This is a genomic window from Trichocoleus sp. FACHB-591, from assembly GCF_014695845.1.
Taxonomy (GTDB): Bacteria; Cyanobacteriota; Cyanobacteriia; order FACHB-46; family FACHB-46; genus Trichocoleus.
On sequence record NZ_JACJPA010000114.1, the window covers coordinates 103,537 to 127,584 of the forward strand.

Sequence of the window (24,048 nt, forward strand, 5' to 3'; positions counted from 1 at the left end):
CCCCAGCCTCCCTCCAGAAGGTTTTCGTAAGATTTTTTGGTGGAGAAGGGAAAAAGCAAAGACCCCTGATGTTTCTAGCAATGACAAATCAATCAGGGGTTAGCAAGGTGATGAGTTTTATCTCTGAGCTTGAGCTGGCGTAGGAGGCTTTCTCTTGGGAACAGAACTATGCGGTTACTTCTAGTTCTACTTCTTGCAGGTGAGCGCGGAATTTTTTGTCAAATTTGACTTGGATGGGTAAGTTGGCACTGACGGGTCGGCCCTGCCACTCCTTGACGACAGCTACTACTTCGCCTTCCTGACCTTTGATATCAAATGCTTGATTGCGATGGTCAGGATGATGGTACACAATGACGGATTCTTTGACGCGAACGCGATCGCCAACTTTCATAATCCTCGTGTTTCCTCTTCAACAACCTGAACCAATGCAGCGCTCAACGGTAGGTAGCGCTTGCAGACAACCTTTTTATCTTCACATAGAGTGGCACTTTCCTATCAATTAGTCGGGGAACCGGGGGGTAAAGCTTGGTTGAGGGGGTTGGGTAGACGTTGACGCAATTGCTGGAAGCCTTGCGGGTTGAGTTGTGACCAAGCAATTAAACCAGCGGTACCGCCACCAGCTAACAAGATTAATAAGCTGAGGACGACGACAAAGCGGTTGCGTTTGCGAGTTACTGTACTGACCGGAGCAGCAGTGGCGGGGGTTTCGGCTTCATCTGATTCGCCATAGAGCAACGCTTTGGAGGCTTCGGACATATCTGCGGGCCAACCACTCGTTGCATTGGTTGCTCGTTTGGGATCAAACCAGTTGAGCTGGAAGTCGGAGGAGACTCGACAGTGCATCAACACAACAGAGGTGTTGTCGTAGCCGTTGTGTTGGTTGGCTAAATCGATCAAGGCTTGAACTGCGGCTGACAGAGACAATTTACCTCGCAGTACAGGTTCGGCGTAATCAACCCAAGCTCGCTCAATCAAGCCGTTATCACTGAGGCCATCGGAGCAGAGCAAAAGCAACCCATCTTCTTCGACAATGAAGCGTTGCACAGTGGGTCGAAGAAATTCGGCATCTCTAGTGCCTAGGGCCTGTGTTAAGCCGCCTGCATCAGGTCTGTGTAGCGCTTCGCGATACAAACTACGGCCCAACCGAACTTCTCTGGTAGCTACGTCATCGTCCAAGGTCAACAAATGGCAGTAGTGAGGGGTGATCCAGTAAGCACGGCTATCTCCGACATTGGCGATGTATAGCTCATGGGCATTGTCGGCAGTTGCACCTGTAGTCAGTTTGACTCGCTGCGGCAACTGAAGCGCCATGACTAGGGTTGTGCCCATGCGCTGTCGCGATTCTCGCCCTTGGGTGTCGTTTTGAGCGCAAATCAAGTTATTCACGACGCGAATGGCTGCTTCTAGCTGTTCCATAATCAGCTCTGGTGACAGCAGTTCTTCCTGTTCTTCTACCTCTGTTAAAAAGGCGCGAATTTGGAGCTTGAGCGATCGCACTGCCAACTGACTCGCTACTTCCCCGCCTTCGTGCCCACCAATGCCATCACACACAATCGCCAGGTGAGGCACTAATTTCTCTTTGGGGCGGGCTTGGCCTTCGCGCAAGTCGGGCACGGTGGGGAAGTAAGCATCTTCATTCAGCGATCGCTGCTTACCTGTATCCGACTCGCCGAGTAACTTGAGCTGGAGCGGCAATTGAGAAGATTGTTCTAGCAATAACTGGTTGAGTTGCGTGACCACACTGGCAAGCGAGGCTTCCGCTGTGCGTAACGGGTGCAAGACGGTTTGCAGCGGTTGAGCCACGACCACTTGAGCTTCCGAAGCCCAGGCAAAGAGAAATTCGCCAAATTCTTCTAGGGTGGGAGGCTGAGGCAACTTGCGGCTGAGGAGCGATCGCGGTTGGGCATCTGATTCAGGTTGGTCGGCATACAACTCGCGCAGTCGAACGCGCCAACCTTCTACTCGTAAGTTCTCTGGAATCATTAAGCTGGAGGCCACGCCTTGCTCAGCTAACGGTTGCCACAATTGCAGCAATTGCCACAGCCAATAGACTTGGCGCAGGGAGGTGGTTTGCGGCCAGACTTCGGCCATTGAGGGGTGTAAGCTCCCGCCTGAGTCGATGGCGGCGTTGTCCAGCAGTACAATATCCCACTGGGTTGCTTCTTCTCGGCTGGAAGCGAACCCGTACAACTCTGGCACATGCAACCGTTGAGGATAGAGATGCAGATAAGCGAGCAACTCATCTGGCCAGGCAGGAGGGAGGTGCGGCAGCAATCCAGGTTGGGTGTCTAGCCAAATCTGTGGGGTCAAAACGTAGTATCTGCCTAGAACCAACTCCTGTGGCGATCGCTGAGTCGCGCTGCTGCCACTGGCCCAGAGGTAGCGATAGATGAGCGGTGTTTCACAATGGGCACAAAGCTTCTGGCCTAGCGAATTCTGCGGGTTAGCACAGGCTAGGTTAGGGCAAGAAATTTTTAGCTCAGAATTGCTCATGCGTTCGCACACCCTAAAGCTAAGTGGATCAAAGGGCTAGAGGCCTAAAAGGTTGGGATAGATTGGTTGTGACAACACTAATCCCACCAGCCTACCCCATCATTATCTAAGCCTAGTACTTCACTAAATTAGATTTTCAGGGTTGAGTGGGGCAGGCGAGACCCACCCCACTCAACCCCAAGCAGCACAATTAATGCGGCGGAATCCGAGGTTGAAGTTACAAGACAGCAATCATAGCAGGGTTAGGGGCTACCAGACATTTGCGATCGCGGCAACCAAGCTGGAATTGGGATCAGTGCAATTGAATCTATCTTTATCGCGCTGCACAGGATATGGGTATGCCTTTCGGTCCTACAGTGATTTGGTTGCTGGCAGGAGTCGGATTTTGTTTAGTAGAGCTATTGCTGCCGACTGCATTTGTCGCCTCAATGATGGGTGTGAGTGCGTTTATCGTCGCCCTGATTTCATTGGTTTTGCCGCAGCTTAGTTGGCAAATTATCCTCTGGATGGTCATTTCGGTAGCGCTGGTAGTTTTGGTGCAACGTTGGGTACCCAAGCAGAAGGCCTCAGCGATCGCAGATGCCACAGAGGCAGAAACTTTAACCGAGATTTTGCCCGGAAAAACGGGTCGGGTGCTCTACGAAGGCAATTCCTGGCAGGCCCAGTGTGATGATGAAACGCTGGCGATCGCGCCTCAGCAAAAAGTCTGTGTAGTCGGTCGTAAAGGCACGACTCTGCTGGTCATGCCAGAAAACTTACTGCATCACTAGAGCCGAATCTGCATTCGGTTGATTTGCTTTTTCAAGCTTCAGGAGAATCCAAAATGAACCAATTTATCTTAATGCTCGTTCTCGCCCTAGGGGGTGTGGGGCTTTCCGGCGTCAGAATTCTGAGTCAAGGGAATGAAGCGCTCGTTGAAACCCTGGGACGCTACAACGGCAAAAAACTCAAACCAGGTCCAAATTTCGTCTTTCCTGGTTTGGATCGCGTGGTGTTCAAAGAAACCATCCGCGAAAAGGTTTTAGACATTCCTCCTCAACAATGCATTACTCGTGACAACGTATCCATCACCGTGGATGCTGTAGTCTACTGGCGCATTATCGACATGGAGCGGGCCTGGTACAAGGTGGAGAACCTCAAGTCGGCAATGGTAAACATGGTGCTGACCCAGATTCGGGCCGAAATGGGCAAGCTGGAACTCGACGACACCTTTACGGCGCGATCGCAAATTAGTGAACTGCTGCTTCGGGAGCTAGACATTGCTACTGACCCGTGGGGTGTGAAGGTCACTCGGGTAGAGTTGCGAGACATCGTGCCTTCCAAAGCCGTCCAGGAATCGATGGAATTGCAAATGTCCGCAGAGCGACGGAAACGCGCCTCTATCCTGACATCAGAAGGCGAAAGAGAATCAGCCGTCAACTCTGCCAGAGGTAAGGCAGAAGCTCAAGTGTTGGATGCGGAAGCCAGACAAAAAGCAGTCATCTTAGAAGCGGAAGCTCAACAAAAAAGCATTATCCTCAGAGCCCAAGCGGAGCGGCAACAGCAAGTGCTCAAGGCTCAAGCCACTGCCGAAGCACTTCAGATTGTGGCCAAAACCCTTAAAACTGACCCCGATGCTCACGAAGCGCTGCAATTTTTACTAGCGCAACACTATCTAGAAATGGGCACCACCATTGGCAGCAGCGGCAGCAGCAAGGTGATGTTTATGGACCCACGGAGTATTCCTGCCACTTTAGAAGGGATGCGATCGATCGTGGGGGATGGCAGCACTCATGCTAACAACCACAACTCCAAGCTTGATCCTGCTGCTAATCTAGGGCTTTCATAACCTCAAGTAGCACCCCTGCGATCGCTGTCTAACTAACCACCCCGCTAGCACTGTGAGCCGCTTGGCAGGGATCGCAGAGGCCAAAAAACTCCAGGGTATGGTAGTAGATCTTAAACTGATGCGATCGCTGGAGCTGCGTCTCTAGCTCGTGTACCGGACATTCATGAATGGGAATTGAGGCACCACATTGTAAGCAAGTGAGGTGGTGCTTATCTTGCTGCAAACAGCTATACAACGATTCACCACTTGCTAACGTGCGTACCTGTACCACACCCTCTAATTTCAAAGCGTCTAGGGAGCGATAGACCGTAGCAAGCCCCATGCTCTGACTTTGACCCCGCAATTCCACGTAGAGATCTTGGGCAGAAACGGCTCGATTCAGGGTCTTCAATAGGGCTAAAATACGCTCCTGACTGCGGGTGCGTTGAGCTTTCATATACAAACAATTCTCAAGCGTTATGTTGGGTAGGGACGCAGTTTGTCCTTTCCTTCAAGCTAAACCATATAGACTGCACAAATGGGAAATCGCAGCCTTAGAATAGGAAGGCTGTGATGTACAAACCGTCTATTCACTCTTTTAGTTAAGGCGCTGCTGTGACTCGAAAGTATCAGGCTCGAATCTATGTTACCCTCCGTCCCTCCGTACTAGATCCAGCTGGGACGGCAGTGCAATCTGGATTGCTCCACATGGGCTACGACAATGTGGAGCAAGTCCGAATCGGCAAATATGTGGAACTGACCCTGACGGCAGCAGATGAAACCGCAGCTCGACAGCAGTTGGATCGAGTGTGCGATCAACTTTTAGCGAACCCGGTGATTGAGAACTATCGCTTCGAACTCACCGAATCAGCCACCCTCAACTCAGGGGTAACCGCATGAAGTTTGGCGTTGTTGTATTTCCTGGCTCGAATTGCGATCGCGACGTTGCCACCGTTACCGAAGGCTTACTTCAGCAGCCAACGCGCATGGTTTGGCATGAGGAAAGCGACATTTCCGATTTAGATGTGGTAGTAGTTCCCGGTGGTTTTAGCTACGGCGATTACCTCCGCTGCGGGGCGATCGCTCGTTTCTCTCCTGTCATGCAAGCTACGATCAAGCACGCTGAGCAGGGCAAGCTAGTTCTGGGCATTTGCAATGGCTTCCAGGTGTTGACGGAAGCAGGACTGCTGCCTGGAGCTTTGGTCCGTAACCGTGACCTACACTTTGTCTGCGATCGCGTCCCGGTTAAGGTGGAGCGCAATGATTTGCCTTGGACGCAGGGATATCAGGCAGGAGAGGTGATTACCCTACCAATCGCCCACGGTGAAGGTAGTTATTACGCTGACCCCGACACCCTGGCTGAGCTTGAAGCCAATGGTCAGGTGCTGTTCCGTTACTGCACAGCGGCGGGAGAGGCTGAAAATGGCAGCAACCCCAACGGCTCCCTCAACAACATCGCTGGCATTTGTAATCATCGGGGCAACGTTTTAGGCATGATGCCCCACCCAGAGCGAGCTGCTGAACCCATCTTAGGTAACACCGATGGCATGAAATTGTTTCACGGCTTGTTGTCTGCCGTTGCTGCGATCGCTTAACCGACTCAATCAAATTGCTGGCGCGATCGCTCGACTGTCTTGGTAGCCTGGGCGGGCAACAAGTAGTGGTAACCACTTACTAGTTCCATACCCGTAGTGAGATGCGAGCGATAGTCAGGGTCTCGTATCCTAAGGCTTTCAAATCACCGAGGTCTCTGGATACGATTATGCGATTGTTGCGGCGTAAAAGGTTTTGGTTATTCGTGGCTACGATCGCTGTAATTACTTTAATTAGCGTGCTCTTTCTTAAGGGCTGGTTTATCAATTTGAGGAGCTGGCTGCGGACTTTAGGACCGTGGTCTATTCCGATGTTTATTGCTGTTTATGTCCTCATGACCCTAGCGGGGTTACCTAATGCCTTGCTGATGCTCGGTTCCGGTACTTTGTTCGGGTTTAGTAAAGGAGTACTTTACGCCTCAATCGCAGATATTTTGGGGGCGACGGCTTGTTATGTCGTGGGTAAAACCATTGCTCGCAAACAGATAAAGAAATGGCTCGCTAAAAATCCCAAGTTTCTCGAGATTGACAAAGCGATCGCCCGTAAGGGTTGGAAAATTATCTTACTGACTCGCCTCTCGCCAGTGCTGCCTTCGAGTGTGCTTAACTACGGCTTCAGTTGTACCAAGGTCAAATTTAGAGACTATTTCATCTTTACGTGGATCGGAATGTTACCCGTAATCGCCTTCTACGTTTACCTCGGCTCTTTTGGCTTCAGGATGATGGGTCGAGAGGGTTCGCCGCAAAATCTGTTACTGCAACTTAGTGGACTGTTGGCCACAGTAGCTACTGCGATTTACACGACACGAGTCGCCAAGCGAGCCTTGGCCCAAGCTGAAGATGCTGCCTAGAAGCCTGTGGCAGAGGTAGCTATTCGGGTTGGTGAAGTTCTGGCTGTCTCCGCTTGAACCAAGCGAGCAGCACATCCAGAATGCGATTAAGGCTGGCAGGATACGCGATCGCCCAGATGTTAATCAATAGGCAAGTGCTAGCCAACCAAAACAGAATAAAGGTGGGAGGCATCACGATGCCAACGGCCAACCAAGTTAAGACATGCAACACCATTACCAAGGCGAAGCAACTGGCTAAGCCCACGGCTCGTTGAATTTGCACCGTTGGACGACGCAAGGCCGTGAGTCCCAGAGTCAGCATGGTGGCGAGTAAGTTAGCTGGCACCAAAAACGCACAAATGGCGATGCAGTGAGTCCGAGAGAATTCAGATAGAGAGTGGAAAGCGTCAAGCATGAAGAATGAACAGTGAGAGTCTAGATGCTATCGATTTAAGCGATCGCCCCTTACGTTAGTGCCTGCTATAAGCTCTAGCCACAGCTTAAAGGGGGATATGACTAATCATTTCACCCTTTGAGAGTACCCACTCCGGATCTTTAATAACTCTACAGCTTTGGTGGCTGCTGACTGTTTGGCAACTGTTCTCTGGGACGCCGGCTCCCACTAATAAGATTCCCGATTCGCTACTTCTGGCAGTCGAATTTCCTGGGCCACGGTTAACCCTGCCAAGAAACTGCGGTCCTCGCTGATGTGAGGAAACTTGAGCTGAGAATCTGGCACACCTTTCTTAAGCTGCCGCTGGCGGACGATCGCAAAGCTGCCTGGAGCCAGAATCCGAAGTCGCGGTGCGGGCACAGCATCTCGTCGCTTAACTTCGTAGGAAGTGTGAATTTCCTTCAGTTTTTGGTCGAACCGATGTAAGAAAGCTGACGGATTATCGAGTGCTTGACCAGGCAGCAGCTCAATGTTTACTAGATAGTGGGCTGGAATCACATCTTCAGCCAAAGTGACACAAAAATCTTCTAGGGGCAGGCCGAACTCTTGTTGCAGCGATTGCATCACTTGAGTCACATGGAATTCGGTGGTCTTTTCGGTGGTTGAGGAGAGCAGACCCCCCCGACGATGGCGGAAAACAATCAATGGCGATTGCTCGTAAAAGCCTGTCACTTCGACCACATCACCAATGTCGTAGCGATAGAAACCGCTGTAGTTGGTCATCAAAATGCGGTAGCGATCGCCCACTTGCACTTCCGGTGCTAGCAAGGTTTGGGGCTGTTCAGCCTCCCATTGATCTTCCGGGATAAATTCAAAAAAACCACTCTCGATCGCCAGAATGCTGCCATCTTGGCCCAGTTCCGGATAGATGCTAAAAGTGCCCTCGGCAGAGGCATAGACCGCGCCATACCCTGGGGTGTCGCCAAAGTACTGCGGAAAGCGCTCAAAGTAGAAGTCCGAAGTGCCGCCCCGTGCAGTTGCCACATAGGAAAGCTGCGGCCAAACGAGCTTTGGGATCAGCCGCCCTTCCGACTTCCAGACCTCACGGAGTTGGGCCGCTCGGCTTGGATTGGCTGACCATTGTCGCTCTAGTTTCGTGCGCACGTCTGGCGCTAATTTCAACCAAGGCGCGATCGTGCCCTGGTCTAAATCGTGAATCAGCTCCTCGGCGTATTGCTCCAAATAATTGCAGATCCGCAACACCAGCATGGGAAAGTTAGCTCCTAAACCCCGCATCTCAGGCTGGCACAGCGCAAATAGGAGGCAGAGATAGTGCCGAGTCAAGCTGTCATCGGGCAGCAACGTTTCGTAGGGATGCGCAAAGAGTTGTTCGTAGAGAAATTTGCCCATCCGCAGCACGCCAACACTGGCAGGCCCATACTCAATACCGCCCGGAGTGCGACCCAAAAGCTGTACCGAGTTGGTAGCAAGCAGTTTGCCAAACTGGGAGCCGCGATCGCGTAATGCATCACTCAAAAACCCAATGCTGGTGAGATTCGCCTGCCGCAGAGAGTTCTGAAATCGCTTGGTGACGGGAATTAGTTTTTTTTGCCCCGTCGAACCGCTGGTGAGGTTGAGATAGACCACCGGATCGGGAGTTAAGACGTTTTGCTCGCCTTGGGCGATGCGTTCCGTGTAAGGCTCGTAGCTGCTGTAGGGTAAAACTGGGACGCGATCGCGAAATTGGTCAATGGTTTTGATGTCGCGCAAACCATACTCTCGCCCCAAGGCAGTGTCTTGATAGGCAACCAGCAACTCTTTCAGGAACTGCTCTTGCACCGCTAAAGTGCGCCGAGTTTTTTTGACAAAGCTATTTTTCACTTGACGACTCACAGTCGCCAGAATCGGTAACAAGATCGACATTCCCCTTCCCCTCACGCTCATCCGCACAGATGCATTGGATTTCGATTAAAGCTGATCTACCGCTGGAGTTCAAATAGACACCAGCAGCACCAAATGGTTCTCAAGCCGCGAAAAAGCTCTAAATTCTATGCTGAGCGATCGCCTCGTTAGACCCTCACTCTCTAGAAATCAGTGCCACAAACCTCCTTTAGTAGCTCCTGAGCCACGAAGAGGATGTCAAAATAGTCGTTATTGGTTCTTTGCGGGCACCGTGTGAGGAAGGAGAGTTCATGCTGACCTTAGAGCCGATCGCCATCGGCATTGCCTGTTTCATCATCGCCTTTATTCTGGCCAGCTTGGTGGAGTACTGGATGCACCGCCTAATGCATGCGTCCCCTCGGGTGGGCGAGCGCCATCGCGACCACCATCGGCGTAACGAAGGCCAAGGCGTTTTGTGGGAATTCCGTGACTACGTCAGAGGCACGTTTATTGTGCTGGGCTTGATGTTTTTTGTCTCGATCCCTGCGGGTAGCGGGTGGCTGCTAGGTGGGATCGCCTATGCGGCGTTCTCAGCTTATGCCCATCAGCTCCAGCACGAAAACCCCACTAAGTGCTTCTGGATGAAGATGCCTGTGCATTACGTACATCATAAATACGGCATGTGGGACCACAACTTCGGCTTAGCTGTAGATTGGTGGGACCATATTTTTGGCACTTACAAGCCTGTGGAGTGGCTGAGCGAGCAAGAACTGAACCAACCAGAACGGAGTTATCTGCAACTCCGGTGGTGGTAGCGCTAGCTTAGAAGCAGCCCAACTGGGTGATTTTTGCCAAAAACTGGCGATCGCCCTCGCCTAAGCCAGAAGCCTAGTGCTATGTTGCTTAAACAGTTGCTTATTGCTTAAACAATAGTTTCCGATCCCTGGCATGAATTCTTAGTCTGTGAGGATTCCACCTTGAGCGAATTTCGACAGTTGTTGCAAGAATCGAAAGCCCACTTTGTTGCCAGTCATCAAAACCCCATTAACCAGGCTCTGCACCATCTCACCAATATTTTGGCGATCGCAGCGGTAATCTTGCTATTTTACGATTGGCGGCTGACCTTAGTTTGCCTAGTATTCACCCAAGTGTTTGCCCTAGGCGGCCATGCTGTCTTTGAGAAAAATCAGCCTGCTTTCGTCAAGTACCCTGGCATTACTATTCTCAGTTCCTTCACTTGGTCCTTTGAGAATTGGTTTGGTCTGCGCCAAATTCTGGCTTACTTACAGCGCAAGACGGCTTAGCGTTTACACTTGTACACAAACTCAATAATTTCTTTGATTCAAAGTTTGTTGGAGCCAACGTCGGCAACTGTTTCCAGACTTGCTGGCTGTTTTGTCTCCGCTTTACAGGCTATCCACTGAGGAGCGTTCATGTATCAAGGTTTACTGGTAATCGATGCGGATGCCCACAAGCTCGAAAATCCGCTACTGCTGCGGGATTATATAGAGCCACAGTATCGCGATCGCATTGGTCTAGTGATTGACAGTTTGGGTGATCAGCGCGCGAAGCTGATTGACTTTAATCCTGCGACTGGCAAAAACGATTATGTGCGGATGTTCCCCCAGCCCCAAGGCTTAGGCAAAGGTGGCTTCCGCAACCTGCATCCTGAGACGACTCTCGGTGCCATGTTCAACCGGGTCCGCATTGAGCACATGGACCGCGAAGGTGTGGATGTCCAAGTTATCTACGGCACGCTCAATCTGATTTTTTCCAGCATTTTAGATAAAGATTTTGCGATCGCCCTCTGCCGCGCTTATAACACCTACATGGCAGATGACTGCCGTGGTTATGACAACCGCCTCAAGCCCATTGGGGTTCTGCCACTTCAAGATGTAGACGCTGCGATCGCGGAGATGAAGCGCTGCATCAATGAACTCGGCATGGTCGGTATAGCGGTGGCTCCCAACCTGCCCATTCCTCATCCCAAAGCGCCAGACGCCTTCCCCGAAATCCGCACCTGCAAGAACATCAGCCATCCAGACTTCCGCCCCCTCCTACAAACTGCGGTGGATTTGGATATTGCTTTGGGCATCCACGGTGGTCCTGGTTCCTACATGGTGGGCGGCATTGCTGACCACATGGAAACCTTTGTCCTAAGCCACATCTTCGTGCAGCGCAACCAGCAGCAAATGGCAATGGCGCGCATGGTCTTCGATGGGGCATTTGAGCAATTCCCCACCCTACGGGTTGGTTTCCTCGAAGGAGGTTGCGGCTGGATTCCTGACCTCGCCCATGCTTTCCATGAGCACTGGGAGAAGCGAATTCGTGACTTCGATCCTAAGAACCCATATCGCCCCTCCCTCATGGACTTCACCAAACTGATGATCCAAGAGCGGGGTGTGCAAAACGTTAATTTGCTCAACCAGGCAAAAAATCTGTTCGACTTGCTGTGGAGTGCTGAGCATGACCCTGCCAAGATTGATGACGCCAGCCTGTATGAGCACTACGATCTGCGTCACCGCGACCCGATGGACTACTTCAAACGGGGGCAGATCTTTGCGTCCTATGAGTCGGATGACCCAGGCCCCTCCTACATGCCTCAGGCAATGGGTGAAGCAGGCAAGCACATTCCTTGCTTCTCTGGTGACTACGGCCACTGGGATGGCGTCCTCAAGGATTGCGTTAAGGATGCAGCCACAGCCACTGAGTACGACCGCGAGCACCTAGCATTATTGTTAGGCGGTAACGCTCTAGCTCTCTATGGCGATCGCTTGCGTAATTCTTTACCTGATTACGTCAAAGCTGAATCTACCGTCACAGCTCAATAAGCTAACTTAGCTCCTGATCGATCAACCCCTCTCTGGCGTGGAGAGGGGTTGAGAAAAAGTTAAGGCTTGGTTGATTAGGCTGACATTGAGGCGATCGCAGGAGCTAACCACTCTTCCTGGAGTTTCGCGATCGCCTGCTCTTTTAATTTTGCTTCCACCTCAATCCAAGGCACTTCCCGGTAAGAACTGGGCATGACTGTGATGAGATCGCTGTGGTGGGGGTCGCCAAAAGCATCACAACCATTAGAAATATGCACTAGCTGCCATTCTGGAAAGGGCCAAGTGCCACGAGCGGCTAACACCATCTCCGCTACACTAGGGTGCTCGTAGCTTTCCAGTTTTTCGTGAATGACATGATGGTGGGCATCAAATACCATAGGCACTTCAGCCGCCTGACAAACTGCTAAGATTTCTGCCGCGCTGTAAGCGTATTCATCGTTTTCCAGAGCCAAACGGCAACGAATCCCATCGGGTAGATCGCGAATTACCTGAATCAACCGTTCCGCGCGATCGCCTTTGCCGCCGTGAATTTCCATCATCGCCCAAGGCGACCGCGGCAAACCGAGCAAGTCAAAGATTTGCGCCTGAGTCCGTAGAATTTTGATGCTATTCTCGATCACCTCTGGTTTATCAGAGCTAAGCACCACAAACTGATCCGGATGGATGACGAGGCGAATACCTGCCGCTTGGGCGCGATCGCCCGTGACTCGGAGCGTGTCTTGAAAATCCAGCAAAATTCCTTCACCGATTGGCTCATCGGCAAACGGAAATAAAGCTGAAGTTAGCCGATAGAGCCGAATCCCTTGTTCTAGACAGAAATCGATCGCGAGGTTGAGGCGCTGTAGATTATCGGCATACAGCGCTCGCAAAACTCGTTCCTGTTCACTGAGTTCTAGCTGTAATAACCGCTTCCGGGTCAAAGCACGATAGCGCACTTGATTGGTAGAGGTAATGCAGACCAACCCCAATTTTGGAAGTGCGGTGTCTGTCAACGGTTGGCTCATCGGGGTTCGGCTTCTCTGGATTCGGCTGCTTTAAGTTCGGCTCTGGGGACGCTGCTAAACGGAGTTTATTCTTGCACGTACATAGGAGGTTCGATCGCGAAGTTGTCGATCCGACCAGACTCATCGATTACATAACCATCGGTTGTCTTCAGGTCAGTATTTTCTTCCTGCTCCACCGCAGCATCCAAGTTCTTGATATTGCGGGCCACATCTACGTTGGAGGGAATTTCTTCATCAGCTGGGTTCACAGCTGGGTTTTGCGCCATCTGCACGCCAAACTGATCCCCTCCTGCACCTTTGCCAGGTTCAGCGTCTTCAGGATTACCGCTTCTATATTCTTGTTCTTCACTCATGGTCATATCCCCGTATGTAAAAATTCAAGCTGGCTGAGTAAGATTTGCCTTGACACCTCATGCATCCAATGCGGCGAAGTCTTAGCTCATTCAACGCCTACCAAGTTACCTCAGTTCACCTTCAGAGAGATTCCTTCGGCGGGAAGGACCTCCACCTTGGCTACCTATACCTTGAGTAGGGTTCTGATCCCCACACCTTCTGCCAGCGATCGCGAGAATAAAGGAAAGGCTTTGCTCGCTGTTCTGGAACCATGTCTCTTTTCTTTGGGAACGAAAAATCTTTGGACAAGAAACAACTGTTCGATCGCTGGGCACCCAGTTATGACTGGCTCTTTCCCTCAGTGTTTTACCAAGCCATTCATCAGCGCTTGTTGGAATTTATTCAGCTAGGCGATCGCGCTCAGGTGCTAGATCTGGGTTGCGGTACTGGGCGATTACTTTATCGTTTAGCAGAGCAATTTCCCAGCTTACAAGGGACAGGATTGGATCTCTCTCCCGAAATGCTGGGGCAAGCCCAAAAACGCCATCCTTTGCCGTCTCGGCTCACCTATGTTCAAGGTGATGCCGAGCAGCTACCTTTTGCCGAGGCACAGTTTGATGCCGTGTTTAATACGCTTAGCTTTTTGCACTACCGCCAGCCAGAGCAAGTTTTTGCTGAAGTCAGCCGAGTCTTAAAACCAGCGGGTTGCTTCTACTTGGTTGACCTGACGTGGCAGCCTTGGTCAGATACCCAAGTTCTACTGATCTCGCCAGGAGAAATTCGGCTTTATAGCCAGCAAGCCCGCGAACAGCTAGGACAACAGACAGGGCTAACTTGCCAAGGCCATTATTATTTACTGGGTCCTGTGATGCTGACAGTTTTCACTAAACCCTAAGATTGCCAGTTGGCAATCTATTAGGAATAGATAAAAATAGCCTGTTGTTTTAATCACTAATTAGAGATTCAAACGTGGTTCTTAAAGCTTTGAGATCTGCAATCCTAGCCACAATTAAGTTCTCGCTGCCAGCATCTTCTAAGCGGTGTTTCCAGAGTTGAATCTTTTCAGAATTATTCATCCAAAAATTGACGACAGTTTCTACCACTTGATCTAAATCCCAACCGCGTTGGGGAGGTACTGTCTCGATGGATTGAATAAAAGAATCAAGGGTGCAACGGTAGGAACCAACATATTCCACCCCAGGTTCTGGCAGCTTTTGTATAATTTCCTGTTGATGATTGAAGAAATGTAAAATGGGTGAGACACCTAGGACTTCAAATGTGTATTTCATGTGAAACTCCTAAAGAGTTTTTGCCGTTTCTTATTAAAAATGAATTGTAGTGAGTATAAAACCAAACGTCTAACGTCAGTAGATAGATTTAATACCTTTTTAACCCAATGAACCTTTACCTTGGCCTAGATTTTGGCACTTCAGGCGCACGCGCGATCGCAATTGACGCCGAGGGAACCGTGCAGGCGCAAGCCAGTTATCCCTATGTCGCCATGGCTTCAAAGGATTGGGTCACCAGTTGGCAAACGGCTTTATTTGCCCTGATCGAAAAAATCCCCCTAGACCTGCGCCAATCTATCCGAGCGATCGCGATCGATGGCACTTCTTCGACTGTGCTGATCTGCAACAGCGCCGGACGACCCATTGATGAACCGATTCTCTATAACGATGCTCGTGGAGCAGCAGTTTTAGAGATGTTGCAGGCGATCGCCCCTGCGAATCACAGTGTCATCAGTGCCACTTCTAGTTTGGCTAAGTTGTTGTGGTGGACTCAGCAACCGCAGTTTGCCCAAGTGCGCTATTTCTTACACCAAGCTGACTGGTTGAGTTTTCTGCTCCACGGCAAATTAGGAATCAGCGATTATCACAACAGCCTCAAGCTGGGCTATGACGCCGAGCAGCTATGCTACCCAGCTTGGTTAGAGAGTTTGCCCATGTCACCCTTGCTACCCCAAGTTGTGGCTCCTGGTACGCCTATTGGCCCGATTAAGGCGGCGATCGCTACCCAATTTAGCTTGCGCCCCGATTGCCTCGTCTGTGCTGGCACCACAGACAGCATTGCCGCTTTTCTCGCCAGTGGAGCCCAAATCCCCGGTGAAGCTGTTACGTCGCTCGGTTCCACTCTGGTCCTCAAGCTTTTGAGCCAAACTCGGATCGATGACACTCAATTCGGTATCTACAGCCATCGTTTGGGCGAGTGGTGGCTTGTGGGCGGCGCTTCCAACACAGGTGGAGCAGTGTTGCAAAAATTCTTTAGTTCTGAGCAACTAGAAACGTTTAGCGAAAAAATTCCCACTGAACAGGAAAGCTCGTTACATTACTACCCATTGCAGCACTCTGGCGAACGCTTTCCGATCAATGATGCTGCCCTAGCTCCCCAACTAGAACCACGCCCGGAAGACCCAGTGGAATTTCTCCACGGTTTGCTAGAGAGTATGGCCCGCATTGAAGCTCAGGGCTATGAGCTGTTGCAGAAGTTAGGAGCCACGCCGCTCAAACAGGTCTATACAGCGGGGGGAGGGGCAGACAACTCAGCTTGGACCAAAATTCGCGAGCGCCAACTAAAAACCTCTGTGGTTCGCTCCGCGCAAACGGAAGCAGCCTACGGTACTGCTTTGCTGGCAATGCGGAATTGCAACCAGATTTTGTAAGTAGCAAGTCTACGTTTATAGCGCTATTTTCATCGTGAAGGAAATGCCGCCAGTGCGATTGCGAACTTCACTCCCCGCGATCGCTCGAAACCCCATCCTTTCATACAACCGTAGGGCAGGATTACTATCTCTGACGCTGAGAGAAATCGCTGGGTAAATCGGTTTTGCCGCTTCGAGTAAATCAGCGATGAGCTGAGTGCCAATGCCTTGGTTGCAATAGTCCGGTAGTACGGCGATCGCTAGCTCTGGCACGTCATCTGCGACATAAGCGAAGCCTTTTTCTGCCCCTGGCCAAAGCCTGACCCAGACTGCTCCAACTTTCTGGTTGGTACCGGAGGCGATCGCTACAAATCCTAGATCTCCTTCTCGGCCCCAACCTTCAACGTAACGAGCTAGGAGGGGATGATTCATCGCGGCTTGAATATTGGTTTCGCCCTCGTCTCTCAGGTGGGCTGCCTCAAACAGCATTTCCCACAGAAACGGTTCATCTGCAATGGTTAGGGGCTGAACCAAATAATGCATATTGATCTGAGTGCGATCGCTCTACATACAAGCAGGCTTAGCTTTCCACAATTGCAGCAGTATTTGCTTCTTCGTAGTTGATTTGAAATAAGCGATTGCGGCCTTGAGCTTTAGCTCGGTAAAGACCTTGATCAGCGGCTGCAATTAAAGTTGCAGCAGAAGACTTGCTCTGGGGAATTGTTGTGGCGACACCGAGGCTAAGCGTTACGAATCCAGTGACTTGAGAACTAATGTGCAGCAGTTGCAAAGTTTTGATCTTGGCCTGGATTTCGGTCGCAACTGCGGCAGCAGCCACCGCATCAGTATTCGGTAGGATGATGGCAAACTCTTCACCCCCATAACGAGCCACTAGATCCGCAGGTCGCTTTACAGCTTGGGCGATCGCTTGGGCAACTTGTCTTAAAGCATCATCCCCAGCTAAGTGCCCATAGGTGTCGTTATATAACTTGAAGCAATCTACATCGCACAGAATCAAGGACAAAGGAGCTTGCTCCCGCGCTAACCGCTGCCATTCCTGAGCTAAATACTCATCAAAGCAGCGACGATTTGCCACTTGAGTCAAGCCATCTGAAGACGCGAGGCGCTGTAGCTCTTGGTTAGCTTGTTGTAGTTGTTGATAAAGTTCCGACTGCTGAATCGCGATCGCGGCTTGACCCGCCAACTGACTGAATAAGTTGATCTCAGAAGCTTTCCAGCTTCTAGGACCACTACACTGATGGGCGATCATTAGCCCCCACAGCTTCTCTTGCTGCAAAATTGGCACCACTAAATTAGCCCGAATTTGCAACTGCTGTAGTAGCTCTACATGGCATGGCGTCAGCTCTGCGGCGTGAATATCTTCAATTGCTTTAGTTCGTCCTTGCTTATATTCACAAGCGTGATTGGATTGGAAGCAAGTATCTATGACATTCAGCCCCAATATAGGTAGCCATCCCTCGGCTACAGACTCTACCACCACGACCCCGCTCCAGTCGGACGCAAAGCGATAAAGAACAACCCGATCTACCTGAAACAGTTGTCGAACTTCTGCCGCTGTGGTTTGCAGAATTTCATTTAAGTCCAGAGATTGCCGAATGCGCTGAGTTACAGCAGCAACAATTCGCTCCGACTCGCTTTGCTGGTCAATTTGCGCCTGTAAGTCGTAGTTCGCTAGTGGTTGGCTGCCTAACTGCTGATCTTGGCTACTTGCGTCCGACGGGTGGTCACTAGATTGATTTGAAATCGGTGGCGCGATCGCAGTTAAGCAAGGCGTCGTAGCGGCAGGCAAAGCCCCTGGTTTGGCAATCAAGTATCCTTGGGCAAAAGTGGCACCGCGCTGCCGCAGCCAGTCCAGCTCGCCAATGCACTCAATGCCTTCAGCCACCGTCTGAATATTTAACTGCTGCGTAATTTCCAAAATCTTTTCTGTGATCAGACCTTTATAGGGGTCTTGATGCACATCTCGAACCAAGCCCATATCCAACTTGAGGAAGTCTGGACGTAATTGATGCAACAAATTGAGGCTAGAGTAGCCTGAGCCTAAATCATCCAACGCGATCAGAAACCCTGCATCTCGGTAGTATTTCAAAATTGATTTGAGATGATCTAAATCCTGAGGGCGATCGGACTCAATTACTTCAAACACCACACGCTCATGAGGAATGCCTGCCTCATCAATGGCATCTACAGTACTCCGTAGACAGGAAACTGGGTCATACAACGCCGTGGGGGAAAAATTGATAAAGATGTGGCTGGAGATTTGATGCCGACTGGCAGCAGCGATCGCGCTTAGACGAGCCAGTCGATCCACTTGGGGCAGCAGTCCCGCTTCTGTAGCCAAATCCAAAATGGCACCTGGCATAATCAAACGATCTTGCTCGTCAAACCCCCGCAATAGCGCTTCGTGAGCATAAATCTGAGAGGTGTCTGCCATGTGAACAATTGGCTGAAAAAAGCTAGTGAAGCGTTTAGCCGCCAGCATCTCTACCAGCCAATCGGATTGGGTGAACTTGATGAAGCGTTGTAGCGAGGTGATATCGCTAAAGTCATGAATTCGCGGCTGGATATTCCCTCGAACAAACAACACTTGAGTAGATTCCAACTCTCGCGGAGTCAGCAACTCGCCGATATTTTTGGCTAACTCCTGGGTTTGCCCAGGCGCACAAGCAATACTCAAGCCATGCCGCTCTGGCATCAGATCGCAACTGAAGTTTGCTGCCTGCAAATAGGGCACGATTTTTTTTAGGGTGTGCGGTACAGGAAGCCACAGAAACAATCTGCCAGCCTCTGCTGCACCACAGGGCGAGAGGTTGTAGCAAGCACAAGATTTCGGACCAGCATTAGCTTGGCTCACAACTCGCCTACCTTGATAAAACAGCTTTAATTAGTAATTCCCAGACAAAATCACGAGAGCCCGAAATATTATCAGGAGTTTTCAAAGAATTATTAAAGATCTCTCTTTAGGCATAAAAGCAGGCAGGCCCAAAGCCAGAATCAGTCGAGCTTAGACTTTTATCTGTTATCTAACTTTTAATCGTTTGGTAGCGGTGGGCGGAAGCAAAGATAAGCCAGTGGCCCAAATAGCGGAATTAAAGCTACAGTCCAAAACAAGCCTGGCTCCTTTAAGCCCCGACGGGCCATGTCGTCTCCTAGCAAGGTCGGCCACAACAGACCGAAAAGGCAAAACGCCAAACTCATTAGGTGAATGAAGCGGCTGGTTTGAAACTCCTGCACAAACCCACCCCAATCACCCAATAGAATGCCATAGGCAATAAAGGCGATCGTGCTTATGCTGATCAACCAACCAGTGCGGCGTGAATCCCAAAACTTGAGCCAGCCATCTTTAGGCCCCGAAAAATGTTGGTTTGGCTCTCGCAACGCCAAATAAGGAATTAAACCCAACACTCCGGTTCCCAGAGAACCTAGGACAAACGGCCAAGCAGGAAGCTTTTGCATACGGCCATCGGCAAATATGAGGCAGCTATAGATCATCACCCACATGCCAATCAGACTGAACACTGCCACGACCCAAGCGTTCAGATCTGTCCAGTTTCCCGCCAAGAAGTTTTGTAAGCGGCCTACGTCAGGCTGCCAGGGGGGAGCTAAGAACAAAGCATAGGCAATAAAGCCAATCCAGAGCAGCCACAATCCGACTTTCCTGATCATTGCTTTCACATCACGATTCAGCCAACCGCTCAATCAGATTATTTAGGTGCATCACTCTTACCTGCCTGTCTGGCAAATAGGTAAACCGCACCCCAAGCGAGCAGCACAATGATTAGTAAATAACTCATTTATTTTCCCCATTCTGATCACAGCGTAGATAAATCCAAGCGGGCGTCCCTCTTTCCTAAGGCAGGTCACTCAGCGGTATCCTCAGCCGTGGTTCAGCTCGTAGCAACTAGAACTAAGAACCAGGGGCGATCGCTTTATCGCGTCGTCTACCCTGCAAGTAATGGCGCAACCGTTGTTTGGCAATGATCTTGACTCGCCGCCTAAATTCCTCAAACTGCTGTGGGTTGGGTTGTGTTTTTTGCCAAGCCTCTCGTGCCATCAACCGCTCCGACCAAGCTTTGAGGGCTGGGTAGCTCACTAAGTCAACTTGCACATAAGGCAACAGAGACACCACAACTCCTGCGACAACATCGCCCAAAGTCAATTGGTCGCTACCAAAGTAGGGGCGATCGCCCAACAACTCGTTAAGAAAACTCAATCCTTGCGCTACTTGAAGTTGAATTCGTTCGAGCTGCTTTGGTTCTTCGGGCTGCACAACCAATCCAAACACTGCTGGTCCCAATTCGTTCGTCATCACCATCTGGGCCATCCGTACTGTGGCGATCGCCTGTGGCTCAGTTGGCAGCAGAGCAGGTTGAGGGTATTTAGCTTCTAGGTAATCCAGAATTGCCAAAGATTCCAAGACTCTCACCCCTTCATCCAGCACTACAGGAATGTGATGGAAAGGATTAATCGCGGCAAACTCCGGTTGGAATTGGTCTCCATTCAACTGCATCAGCACAGGCTCAAATGGAATCTGTTTTTCTAACAGCGTCAACCAGACTCGACGCGCATTAGGTGAGAGGGGAGCATAGTAGAACTTCAGCATTAAAAACTCCTAGAAGGATAAATTCCGACCGATCGGTCTGTAGAACTTCAAAAAAATAACCCTTCGTTTAACCCGCTAAATTGATGGTGGTTGTAAGCGATCGCAAAGGTAATCATTTAGATGCGCGATCGATCGCTGCAAATGCACTGGATCGTCATAGAGCTTGCTCATCATTAGGGCTCCTTCCAAAGTAGAAATCATCACCGTTGCTACGGTATCCGCCTCAACCGTAGGCCGAATTTCACCCCTGGCAATTCCCCGCTCCACAGTGCGTCGAATCGAATTGCGTAAAGTATTCATCGCTGCTTGAGCGCGATCGCGCAATGCAGGATTGGCATCATCACTCTCGATCGCCGTATTGAGAATTGGGCAACCTCCCGCGATCGGCGGGTCTTTGATAAAACTGTAAAAGACACCCAAAATCGCTTGCAATCGTTCTATAGCATGCTGCTTTGTCGCCAGAGCAATGCGAAACCGTTCTTGGCACCTCTGAAAAGCAAAGTCAAAAGCCTCTAAAGCCAGAGCCTGCTTACTCGTGAAATGGTTGTAAATCCCTCCTTTTTGTAACCCTGTCGCCTGCATGATGTCCGACATCGACGAACCCGCGTAGCCCTGCTGATTAAACAGAGTCGCCGCCTCTTGCAGAATCTTGGCTCTAGTTTCGTCAGCTTTAGCCATACAGCAGTCCTTAAAAAAGACCGATCGGTCTTTCTAAGAGTACAACAACCTCATCACTAATACAAATCAACCTAATGCACCAAACATTTGTGCCCCTTTTGGAGGGAGTCTGAGGGACGCAACCGTCTCTCAGTGGGGGCTTGGGGGCAAGCGCCCCCAAAGGCGCGGTTCTGCAAAATCTGACGGGATGCAGCACCAACCAAGCCAAAGACTCAACCTATTTAGCTACCTTGAGCTTCCTGCTGCTCCAGCTTTTCCTTCGAGTCACCCCAATAGGCGCTATAGGTCCATTCCTCGCTATTCCCCTTGTCCTCCATAGACCAGCGGTAAATAGCTGACTTTGGGTTCACCCCAATCTCCAAAAGTTTAGCGCCCATGTAGTATTCCATCTGGCGCTTCGTCATATCCTTCCAAGCCTCGGCTCTGTTCTTCTCCAAGGTCTTGGCCATATGGGCTTGTGTATGCTTTGCCATCCTATTTAGGTGCCTCCGATTGAATTGAATTATTCTACGCGCTGCAACACTGTGACCTTTGGGTCAATAATTTTCTGGCCTAAACCCGGAAACTTAATGGCGAGGCAGATTTTGTCCCCTTTGCCAAAGATGTGTGTGACTTGGCCCACGCCGAAAGCTTTATGCACAATGCGATCGCCCACAGTCCAGTCATCTTCATGGCTATTGGGCCGAACGGAGCCGACAGCAACGCCTTCGCGTTTAGCCGCAGCAATTCCCTGAGTCATCCGTGTGGGGATGGCCGTAGCAACGTTGCTGGTAAGTAACTCCCTAGGCAACTCAGCTAGAAATAGCGAGGGACTAGCAGGTTCGCGTGAACCATAGAGGCGACGTTCCCGCGCGTGGCTAATGAACAACCGCTCTTGGGCACGAGTGATGCCGACGTAGCAAAGCCGCCGTTCCTCTTCTAAAGCCGTCGGGTCTTCGAGCGATCGGAAGTTGGGGAACAAGCCTTGCTCTAAACCCACCAGAAACACCACTGGAAACTCCAATCCCTTCGAGGAGTGCAGCGTCATTAGGGAAACGCGGGCGTCATCTTCTTTTAGGTCATCCAAGTCAGAGGCGAGAGAGGCGTTGGCTAGGAAACCTGATAAGCTTTTGTCTTCGTTATCTTCCTCAAATTGCCGCACCGCGTTGTAAAGCTCCTGGACGTTTTGCACGCGATCGAGGGCTTCATCCGTGCCTTGGTTCTGCAAGTCTTGGATATAGCCAGAGTCTTCCAGCACGCCTTGGACAATCTCTGTGGCAGGGATGGTTTCTAGTTTCTCTCGCCAAGTTTGGATGATACTGGCAAAGTTGAGGACACCTTTTGCAGAGCGACCCGCCAAGGTTTTAACTGAAGTGTCGTCTTGCAAGATTTCCCAGAGCGGTACACCCAGTTGTTGCGCGGCATTAGTTAGAGAGTCGATCGTGGTTTTGCCCACGCCACGCCGGGGGGTGTTGATCACGCGCAGCAAACTAACGGTGTCAGCGGGATTGGCGATCGCTCTCAGGTAGGCCAAGACATCTTTAATCTCTCTGCGATCGTAGAACTTGAGACCACCCACGACTTTGTAGGGCACTCCCCAACGCACCAGCGATTCCTCAAAGGCGCGGGATTGGGCATTAGTGCGGTAGAGAATAGCAAAACAGCCCCAATTGAGTTCGGGGTTCTGGCGTTCTAGGGTGCGGATTTGGTGAACCGCAAACTCGGCTTCAGCGGTTTCATCGTCAGAGCGATGACAGAAAATGGTTTCGCCACTACCGCGAGTCGGCTTCAGAACTTTGTCGATCCGCTCCGTGTTGTTCTCGATCAGTTCGTTGGCCGCTTGGAGAATGTTTTCAGTGGAGCGGTAATTCTCCTCCAGCTTCACCATCGTCCGAGTGTCGTCGTCGGGGAGGCGATCGCCAAAGTCATCCTGAAAGCCCATCAAGATTTTGAAGTCGGCTTTACGGAAAGAATAGATCGACTGGTCGGCGTCCCCCACGACAAAAATTGAACGGTAATCCCAGCTCTTAAAGTCGCGCGACTCTGCGCCGTTTGTTACGAGTAAGCGCACTAAGTCGTACTGGGTGCGGTTGGTGTCTTGGTACTCATCGACCAAAATGTGGCGAAACCGCTTGTGCCAGTAAGCTAGCACCTGCTCATTCTGCTTAAACAGTTGCACGGGCAACAAAATCAGGTCGTCAAAGTCTAGGGCGTTGTTGGCGGCTAGGGCATCTTGATAGCAGCTATAGACATTAGCAATCACCCGACCTCTAAAGTTGGGCTGCTGTTGCTCCAATTCTTGTGGCGACAAGCCTTCGTTTTTGGCATTGCTAATGGCATAGCGCACCGATCGCGGGTCGAACTTTTTGTCATCCAAATTCAACTTGTTTTGGACAATATCCTTGACCAAGCTCTGCGCGTCCGATTCGTCAAAGATTGAGAAGTTCTTGGTCCACTGACGACCATTACTGTCTTGATACTTATCAACGTCAAACCGCAGAATCCGACAACACAACGCATGGAAGGTGCCAATCCACAATTCTTTGGTGATGTTTTTGTAGACCCGCGATCGCAGTTGCTTTTGTTCGTAAGGCGCGAGCAAATGAAAGGGCTTGCCAAATTCATCCAACGCTTGCCGCTCGGCAAACAAGCGCTCAATCCGCTCCTTCATTTCCTTGGCTGCTTTGTTGGTAAAAGTCACCGCCAAGATGCTTTCTGGATCTACTCGGTGGGTCAGCACCAAATTTGCGATCCGGTAGGTCAAGGCGCGGGTTTTGCCTGATCCTGCTCCCGCCACCACCAAAAGTGGCCCGCAGAAATGTTCCACGGCTTGTCTTTGAGAGGGGTTGAGATGGCCGAGAAAATCAGTGGTGGCAGTCATAAAACTTAGGTGCGATCGCGAGCAGAGAACTCATTAAACTGGGTCAGGCAGCTTCAGAGCAAGCGTCATTTGTGTAGAGAGCA

The 24,048-nt window shown here is 50.7% G+C and carries 25 protein-coding genes; 10 read left to right on the plus strand and 15 right to left on the minus strand.

Annotated features, from left to right (window positions below):
• Window positions 1-166: 166 nt before the first annotated feature.
• Window positions 167-391 carry a ferredoxin-thioredoxin reductase variable chain gene (locus H6F90_RS25885; protein WP_190433512.1) on the minus strand — a complete coding sequence of 75 codons (225 nt, stop codon included), beginning with the start codon at window positions 389-391 and terminating at the stop codon, window positions 167-169.
• A gap of 104 nt (window positions 392-495) precedes the next feature.
• Window positions 496-2,493, minus strand: a complete 1,998-nt coding sequence (locus H6F90_RS25890; RefSeq protein WP_190554926.1) for a PP2C family serine/threonine-protein phosphatase — start codon at window positions 2,491-2,493, stop codon at window positions 496-498.
• Window positions 2,494-2,831: 338 nt separating this feature from the next.
• On the opposite strand from H6F90_RS25890, the gene H6F90_RS25895 reads away from it, so the two are divergent.
• Together H6F90_RS25895 and H6F90_RS25900 are read left to right on the plus strand one after the other, a co-directional pair.
• Window positions 2,832-3,263 carry an NfeD family protein gene (locus tag H6F90_RS25895; protein WP_190433515.1) on the plus strand — a complete coding sequence of 144 codons (432 nt, stop codon included), beginning with the start codon at window positions 2,832-2,834 and terminating at the stop codon, window positions 3,261-3,263.
• A gap of 53 nt (window positions 3,264-3,316) precedes the next feature.
• A complete protein-coding gene (locus H6F90_RS25900; RefSeq protein WP_190554927.1) occupies window positions 3,317-4,321 on the plus strand; it encodes an SPFH domain-containing protein in 1,005 nt (334 codons plus the stop codon).
• Between the two features lie 28 nt (window positions 4,322-4,349).
• On the opposite strand, the gene H6F90_RS25905 is transcribed toward H6F90_RS25900, so the two are convergent.
• Window positions 4,350-4,757: a Fur family transcriptional regulator gene (locus H6F90_RS25905; protein WP_190554928.1), complete on the minus strand. Its 408-nt coding sequence runs from the start codon at window positions 4,755-4,757 to the stop codon at window positions 4,350-4,352.
• Between the two features lie 158 nt (window positions 4,758-4,915).
• Here H6F90_RS25905 and purS point away from each other — a divergent pair, with 158 nt between their 5' ends.
• From purS to H6F90_RS25920, 3 genes are all read left to right on the plus strand, one after another.
• A complete protein-coding gene (gene purS, locus H6F90_RS25910) occupies window positions 4,916-5,200 on the plus strand; it encodes a phosphoribosylformylglycinamidine synthase subunit PurS (RefSeq protein ID WP_190554929.1) in 285 nt (94 codons plus the stop codon).
• Complete coding sequence (gene purQ, locus H6F90_RS25915) at window positions 5,197-5,895, plus strand: phosphoribosylformylglycinamidine synthase subunit PurQ (protein ID WP_190554930.1); 699 nt, start codon at window positions 5,197-5,199, stop codon at window positions 5,893-5,895. Before purS ends, purQ begins: the two co-directional genes overlap by 4 nt.
• 167 nt (window positions 5,896-6,062) lie before the next feature.
• Window positions 6,063-6,743, plus strand: coding sequence for a TVP38/TMEM64 family protein (locus H6F90_RS25920; RefSeq protein WP_190433525.1), 681 nt, complete (start codon window positions 6,063-6,065; stop codon window positions 6,741-6,743).
• A 19-nt stretch (window positions 6,744-6,762) separates the two neighbouring features.
• Here the strand turns inward: H6F90_RS25920 and H6F90_RS25925 are convergent, their stop codons facing one another.
• The gene (locus H6F90_RS25925; RefSeq protein ID WP_190554931.1) at window positions 6,763-7,137 is read right to left on the minus strand and encodes a hypothetical protein; all 375 of its coding nucleotides are present in this window, start codon (window positions 7,135-7,137) and stop codon (window positions 6,763-6,765) included.
• A 207-nt stretch (window positions 7,138-7,344) separates the two neighbouring features.
• A complete protein-coding gene (locus tag H6F90_RS25930) occupies window positions 7,345-9,039 on the minus strand; it encodes a GH3 auxin-responsive promoter family protein (RefSeq protein ID WP_190554932.1) in 1,695 nt (564 codons plus the stop codon).
• A gap of 269 nt (window positions 9,040-9,308) precedes the next feature.
• On the opposite strand from H6F90_RS25930, the gene H6F90_RS25935 reads away from it, so the two are divergent.
• From H6F90_RS25935 to H6F90_RS25945, 3 genes are all read left to right on the plus strand, one after another.
• Entirely contained in the window at window positions 9,309-9,812 is a 504-nt protein-coding gene (locus H6F90_RS25935; RefSeq protein WP_190433528.1) for a sterol desaturase family protein, read from the plus strand.
• A 162-nt stretch (window positions 9,813-9,974) separates the two neighbouring features.
• Window positions 9,975-10,301 (plus strand): Mpo1-like protein, encoded by a 327-nt coding sequence (locus H6F90_RS25940; RefSeq protein WP_206755558.1) that lies wholly within the window; start codon window positions 9,975-9,977, stop codon window positions 10,299-10,301.
• Between the two features lie 129 nt (window positions 10,302-10,430).
• Entirely contained in the window at window positions 10,431-11,828 is a 1,398-nt protein-coding gene (locus H6F90_RS25945; protein WP_190433529.1) for an amidohydrolase family protein, read from the plus strand.
• 74 nt (window positions 11,829-11,902) lie between these two features.
• Here H6F90_RS25945 and uvsE read toward each other — a convergent pair whose 3' ends face one another.
• Window positions 11,903-12,832 carry a UV DNA damage repair endonuclease UvsE gene (gene uvsE / locus H6F90_RS25950; RefSeq protein ID WP_190554933.1) on the minus strand — a complete coding sequence of 310 codons (930 nt, stop codon included), beginning with the start codon at window positions 12,830-12,832 and terminating at the stop codon, window positions 11,903-11,905.
• A gap of 65 nt (window positions 12,833-12,897) precedes the next feature.
• Window positions 12,898-13,185, minus strand: coding sequence for a hypothetical protein (locus H6F90_RS25955; protein ID WP_190433531.1), 288 nt, complete (start codon window positions 13,183-13,185; stop codon window positions 12,898-12,900).
• A 251-nt stretch (window positions 13,186-13,436) separates the two neighbouring features.
• Between H6F90_RS25955 and H6F90_RS25960 the strand changes: the two genes are divergently transcribed.
• Window positions 13,437-14,060, plus strand: a complete 624-nt coding sequence (locus H6F90_RS25960; RefSeq protein WP_190554934.1) for a class I SAM-dependent methyltransferase — start codon at window positions 13,437-13,439, stop codon at window positions 14,058-14,060.
• A 49-nt stretch (window positions 14,061-14,109) separates the two neighbouring features.
• Here the strand turns inward: H6F90_RS25960 and H6F90_RS25965 are convergent, their stop codons facing one another.
• Window positions 14,110-14,454: a hypothetical protein gene (locus tag H6F90_RS25965; protein WP_190433532.1), complete on the minus strand. Its 345-nt coding sequence runs from the start codon at window positions 14,452-14,454 to the stop codon at window positions 14,110-14,112.
• Between the two features lie 107 nt (window positions 14,455-14,561).
• Between H6F90_RS25965 and H6F90_RS25970 the strand changes: the two genes are divergently transcribed.
• Window positions 14,562-15,824 carry an FGGY-family carbohydrate kinase gene (locus H6F90_RS25970; protein ID WP_190554935.1) on the plus strand — a complete coding sequence of 421 codons (1,263 nt, stop codon included), beginning with the start codon at window positions 14,562-14,564 and terminating at the stop codon, window positions 15,822-15,824.
• Window positions 15,825-15,839: 15 nt separating this feature from the next.
• Here H6F90_RS25970 and H6F90_RS25975 read toward each other — a convergent pair whose 3' ends face one another.
• From H6F90_RS25975 to pcrA, 7 genes are all read right to left on the minus strand, one after another.
• Complete coding sequence (locus H6F90_RS25975; protein ID WP_190554936.1) at window positions 15,840-16,346, minus strand: N-acetyltransferase; 507 nt, start codon at window positions 16,344-16,346, stop codon at window positions 15,840-15,842.
• 37 nt (window positions 16,347-16,383) lie between these two features.
• Window positions 16,384-18,678: an EAL domain-containing protein gene (locus tag H6F90_RS25980; RefSeq protein ID WP_190554937.1), complete on the minus strand. Its 2,295-nt coding sequence runs from the start codon at window positions 18,676-18,678 to the stop codon at window positions 16,384-16,386.
• Window positions 18,679-18,854: 176 nt separating this feature from the next.
• A complete protein-coding gene (locus H6F90_RS25985; RefSeq protein WP_190554938.1) occupies window positions 18,855-19,490 on the minus strand; it encodes a hypothetical protein in 636 nt (211 codons plus the stop codon).
• A gap of 241 nt (window positions 19,491-19,731) precedes the next feature.
• Window positions 19,732-20,427 carry a glutathione S-transferase family protein gene (locus H6F90_RS25990; RefSeq protein WP_190554939.1) on the minus strand — a complete coding sequence of 232 codons (696 nt, stop codon included), beginning with the start codon at window positions 20,425-20,427 and terminating at the stop codon, window positions 19,732-19,734.
• 75 nt (window positions 20,428-20,502) lie between these two features.
• Window positions 20,503-21,105, minus strand: a complete 603-nt coding sequence (locus tag H6F90_RS25995; RefSeq protein WP_190554940.1) for a TetR/AcrR family transcriptional regulator — start codon at window positions 21,103-21,105, stop codon at window positions 20,503-20,505.
• 221 nt (window positions 21,106-21,326) lie between these two features.
• Entirely contained in the window at window positions 21,327-21,578 is a 252-nt protein-coding gene (locus H6F90_RS26000; protein WP_190554941.1) for a hypothetical protein, read from the minus strand.
• A gap of 29 nt (window positions 21,579-21,607) precedes the next feature.
• Window positions 21,608-23,965: a DNA helicase PcrA gene (gene pcrA, locus H6F90_RS26005; RefSeq protein WP_190554942.1), complete on the minus strand. Its 2,358-nt coding sequence runs from the start codon at window positions 23,963-23,965 to the stop codon at window positions 21,608-21,610.
• Between the last annotated feature and the right edge of the window lie 83 nt (window positions 23,966-24,048).

Bases quoted from the DNA above. Each gene is read 5' to 3' on its own strand.
- H6F90_RS25885 (WP_190433512.1), bottom strand. From the start codon at position 391: ATGAAAGTTGGCGATCGCGTTCGCGTCAAAGAATCCGTCATTGTGTAC.
- H6F90_RS25890 (WP_190554926.1), bottom strand. From the start codon at position 2,493: ATGAGCAATTCTGAGCTAAAAATTTCTTGCCCTAACCTAGCCTGTGCT.
- H6F90_RS25895 (WP_190433515.1), top strand. From the start codon at position 2,832: ATGCCTTTCGGTCCTACAGTGATTTGGTTGCTGGCAGGAGTCGGATTT.
- H6F90_RS25900 (WP_190554927.1), top strand. From the start codon at position 3,317: ATGAACCAATTTATCTTAATGCTCGTTCTCGCCCTAGGGGGTGTGGGG.
- H6F90_RS25905 (WP_190554928.1), bottom strand. From the start codon at position 4,757: ATGAAAGCTCAACGCACCCGCAGTCAGGAGCGTATTTTAGCCCTATTG.
- purQ (WP_190554930.1), top strand. From the start codon at position 5,197: ATGAAGTTTGGCGTTGTTGTATTTCCTGGCTCGAATTGCGATCGCGAC.
- H6F90_RS25920 (WP_190433525.1), top strand. From the start codon at position 6,063: ATGCGATTGTTGCGGCGTAAAAGGTTTTGGTTATTCGTGGCTACGATC.
- H6F90_RS25925 (WP_190554931.1), bottom strand. From the start codon at position 7,137: ATGCTTGACGCTTTCCACTCTCTATCTGAATTCTCTCGGACTCACTGC.
- H6F90_RS25930 (WP_190554932.1), bottom strand. From the start codon at position 9,039: ATGTCGATCTTGTTACCGATTCTGGCGACTGTGAGTCGTCAAGTGAAA.
- H6F90_RS25935 (WP_190433528.1), top strand. From the start codon at position 9,309: ATGCTGACCTTAGAGCCGATCGCCATCGGCATTGCCTGTTTCATCATC.
- H6F90_RS25945 (WP_190433529.1), top strand. From the start codon at position 10,431: ATGTATCAAGGTTTACTGGTAATCGATGCGGATGCCCACAAGCTCGAA.
- uvsE (WP_190554933.1), bottom strand. From the start codon at position 12,832: ATGAGCCAACCGTTGACAGACACCGCACTTCCAAAATTGGGGTTGGTC.
- H6F90_RS25955 (WP_190433531.1), bottom strand. From the start codon at position 13,185: ATGAGTGAAGAACAAGAATATAGAAGCGGTAATCCTGAAGACGCTGAA.
- H6F90_RS25960 (WP_190554934.1), top strand. From the start codon at position 13,437: ATGTCTCTTTTCTTTGGGAACGAAAAATCTTTGGACAAGAAACAACTG.
- H6F90_RS25965 (WP_190433532.1), bottom strand. From the start codon at position 14,454: ATGAAATACACATTTGAAGTCCTAGGTGTCTCACCCATTTTACATTTC.
- H6F90_RS25970 (WP_190554935.1), top strand. From the start codon at position 14,562: ATGAACCTTTACCTTGGCCTAGATTTTGGCACTTCAGGCGCACGCGCG.
- H6F90_RS25975 (WP_190554936.1), bottom strand. From the start codon at position 16,346: ATGCATTATTTGGTTCAGCCCCTAACCATTGCAGATGAACCGTTTCTG.
- H6F90_RS25985 (WP_190554938.1), bottom strand. From the start codon at position 19,490: ATGATCAGGAAAGTCGGATTGTGGCTGCTCTGGATTGGCTTTATTGCC.
- H6F90_RS25990 (WP_190554939.1), bottom strand. From the start codon at position 20,427: ATGCTGAAGTTCTACTATGCTCCCCTCTCACCTAATGCGCGTCGAGTC.
- H6F90_RS25995 (WP_190554940.1), bottom strand. From the start codon at position 21,105: ATGGCTAAAGCTGACGAAACTAGAGCCAAGATTCTGCAAGAGGCGGCG.
- H6F90_RS26000 (WP_190554941.1), bottom strand. From the start codon at position 21,578: ATGGCAAAGCATACACAAGCCCATATGGCCAAGACCTTGGAGAAGAAC.
- pcrA (WP_190554942.1), bottom strand. From the start codon at position 23,965: ATGACTGCCACCACTGATTTTCTCGGCCATCTCAACCCCTCTCAAAGA.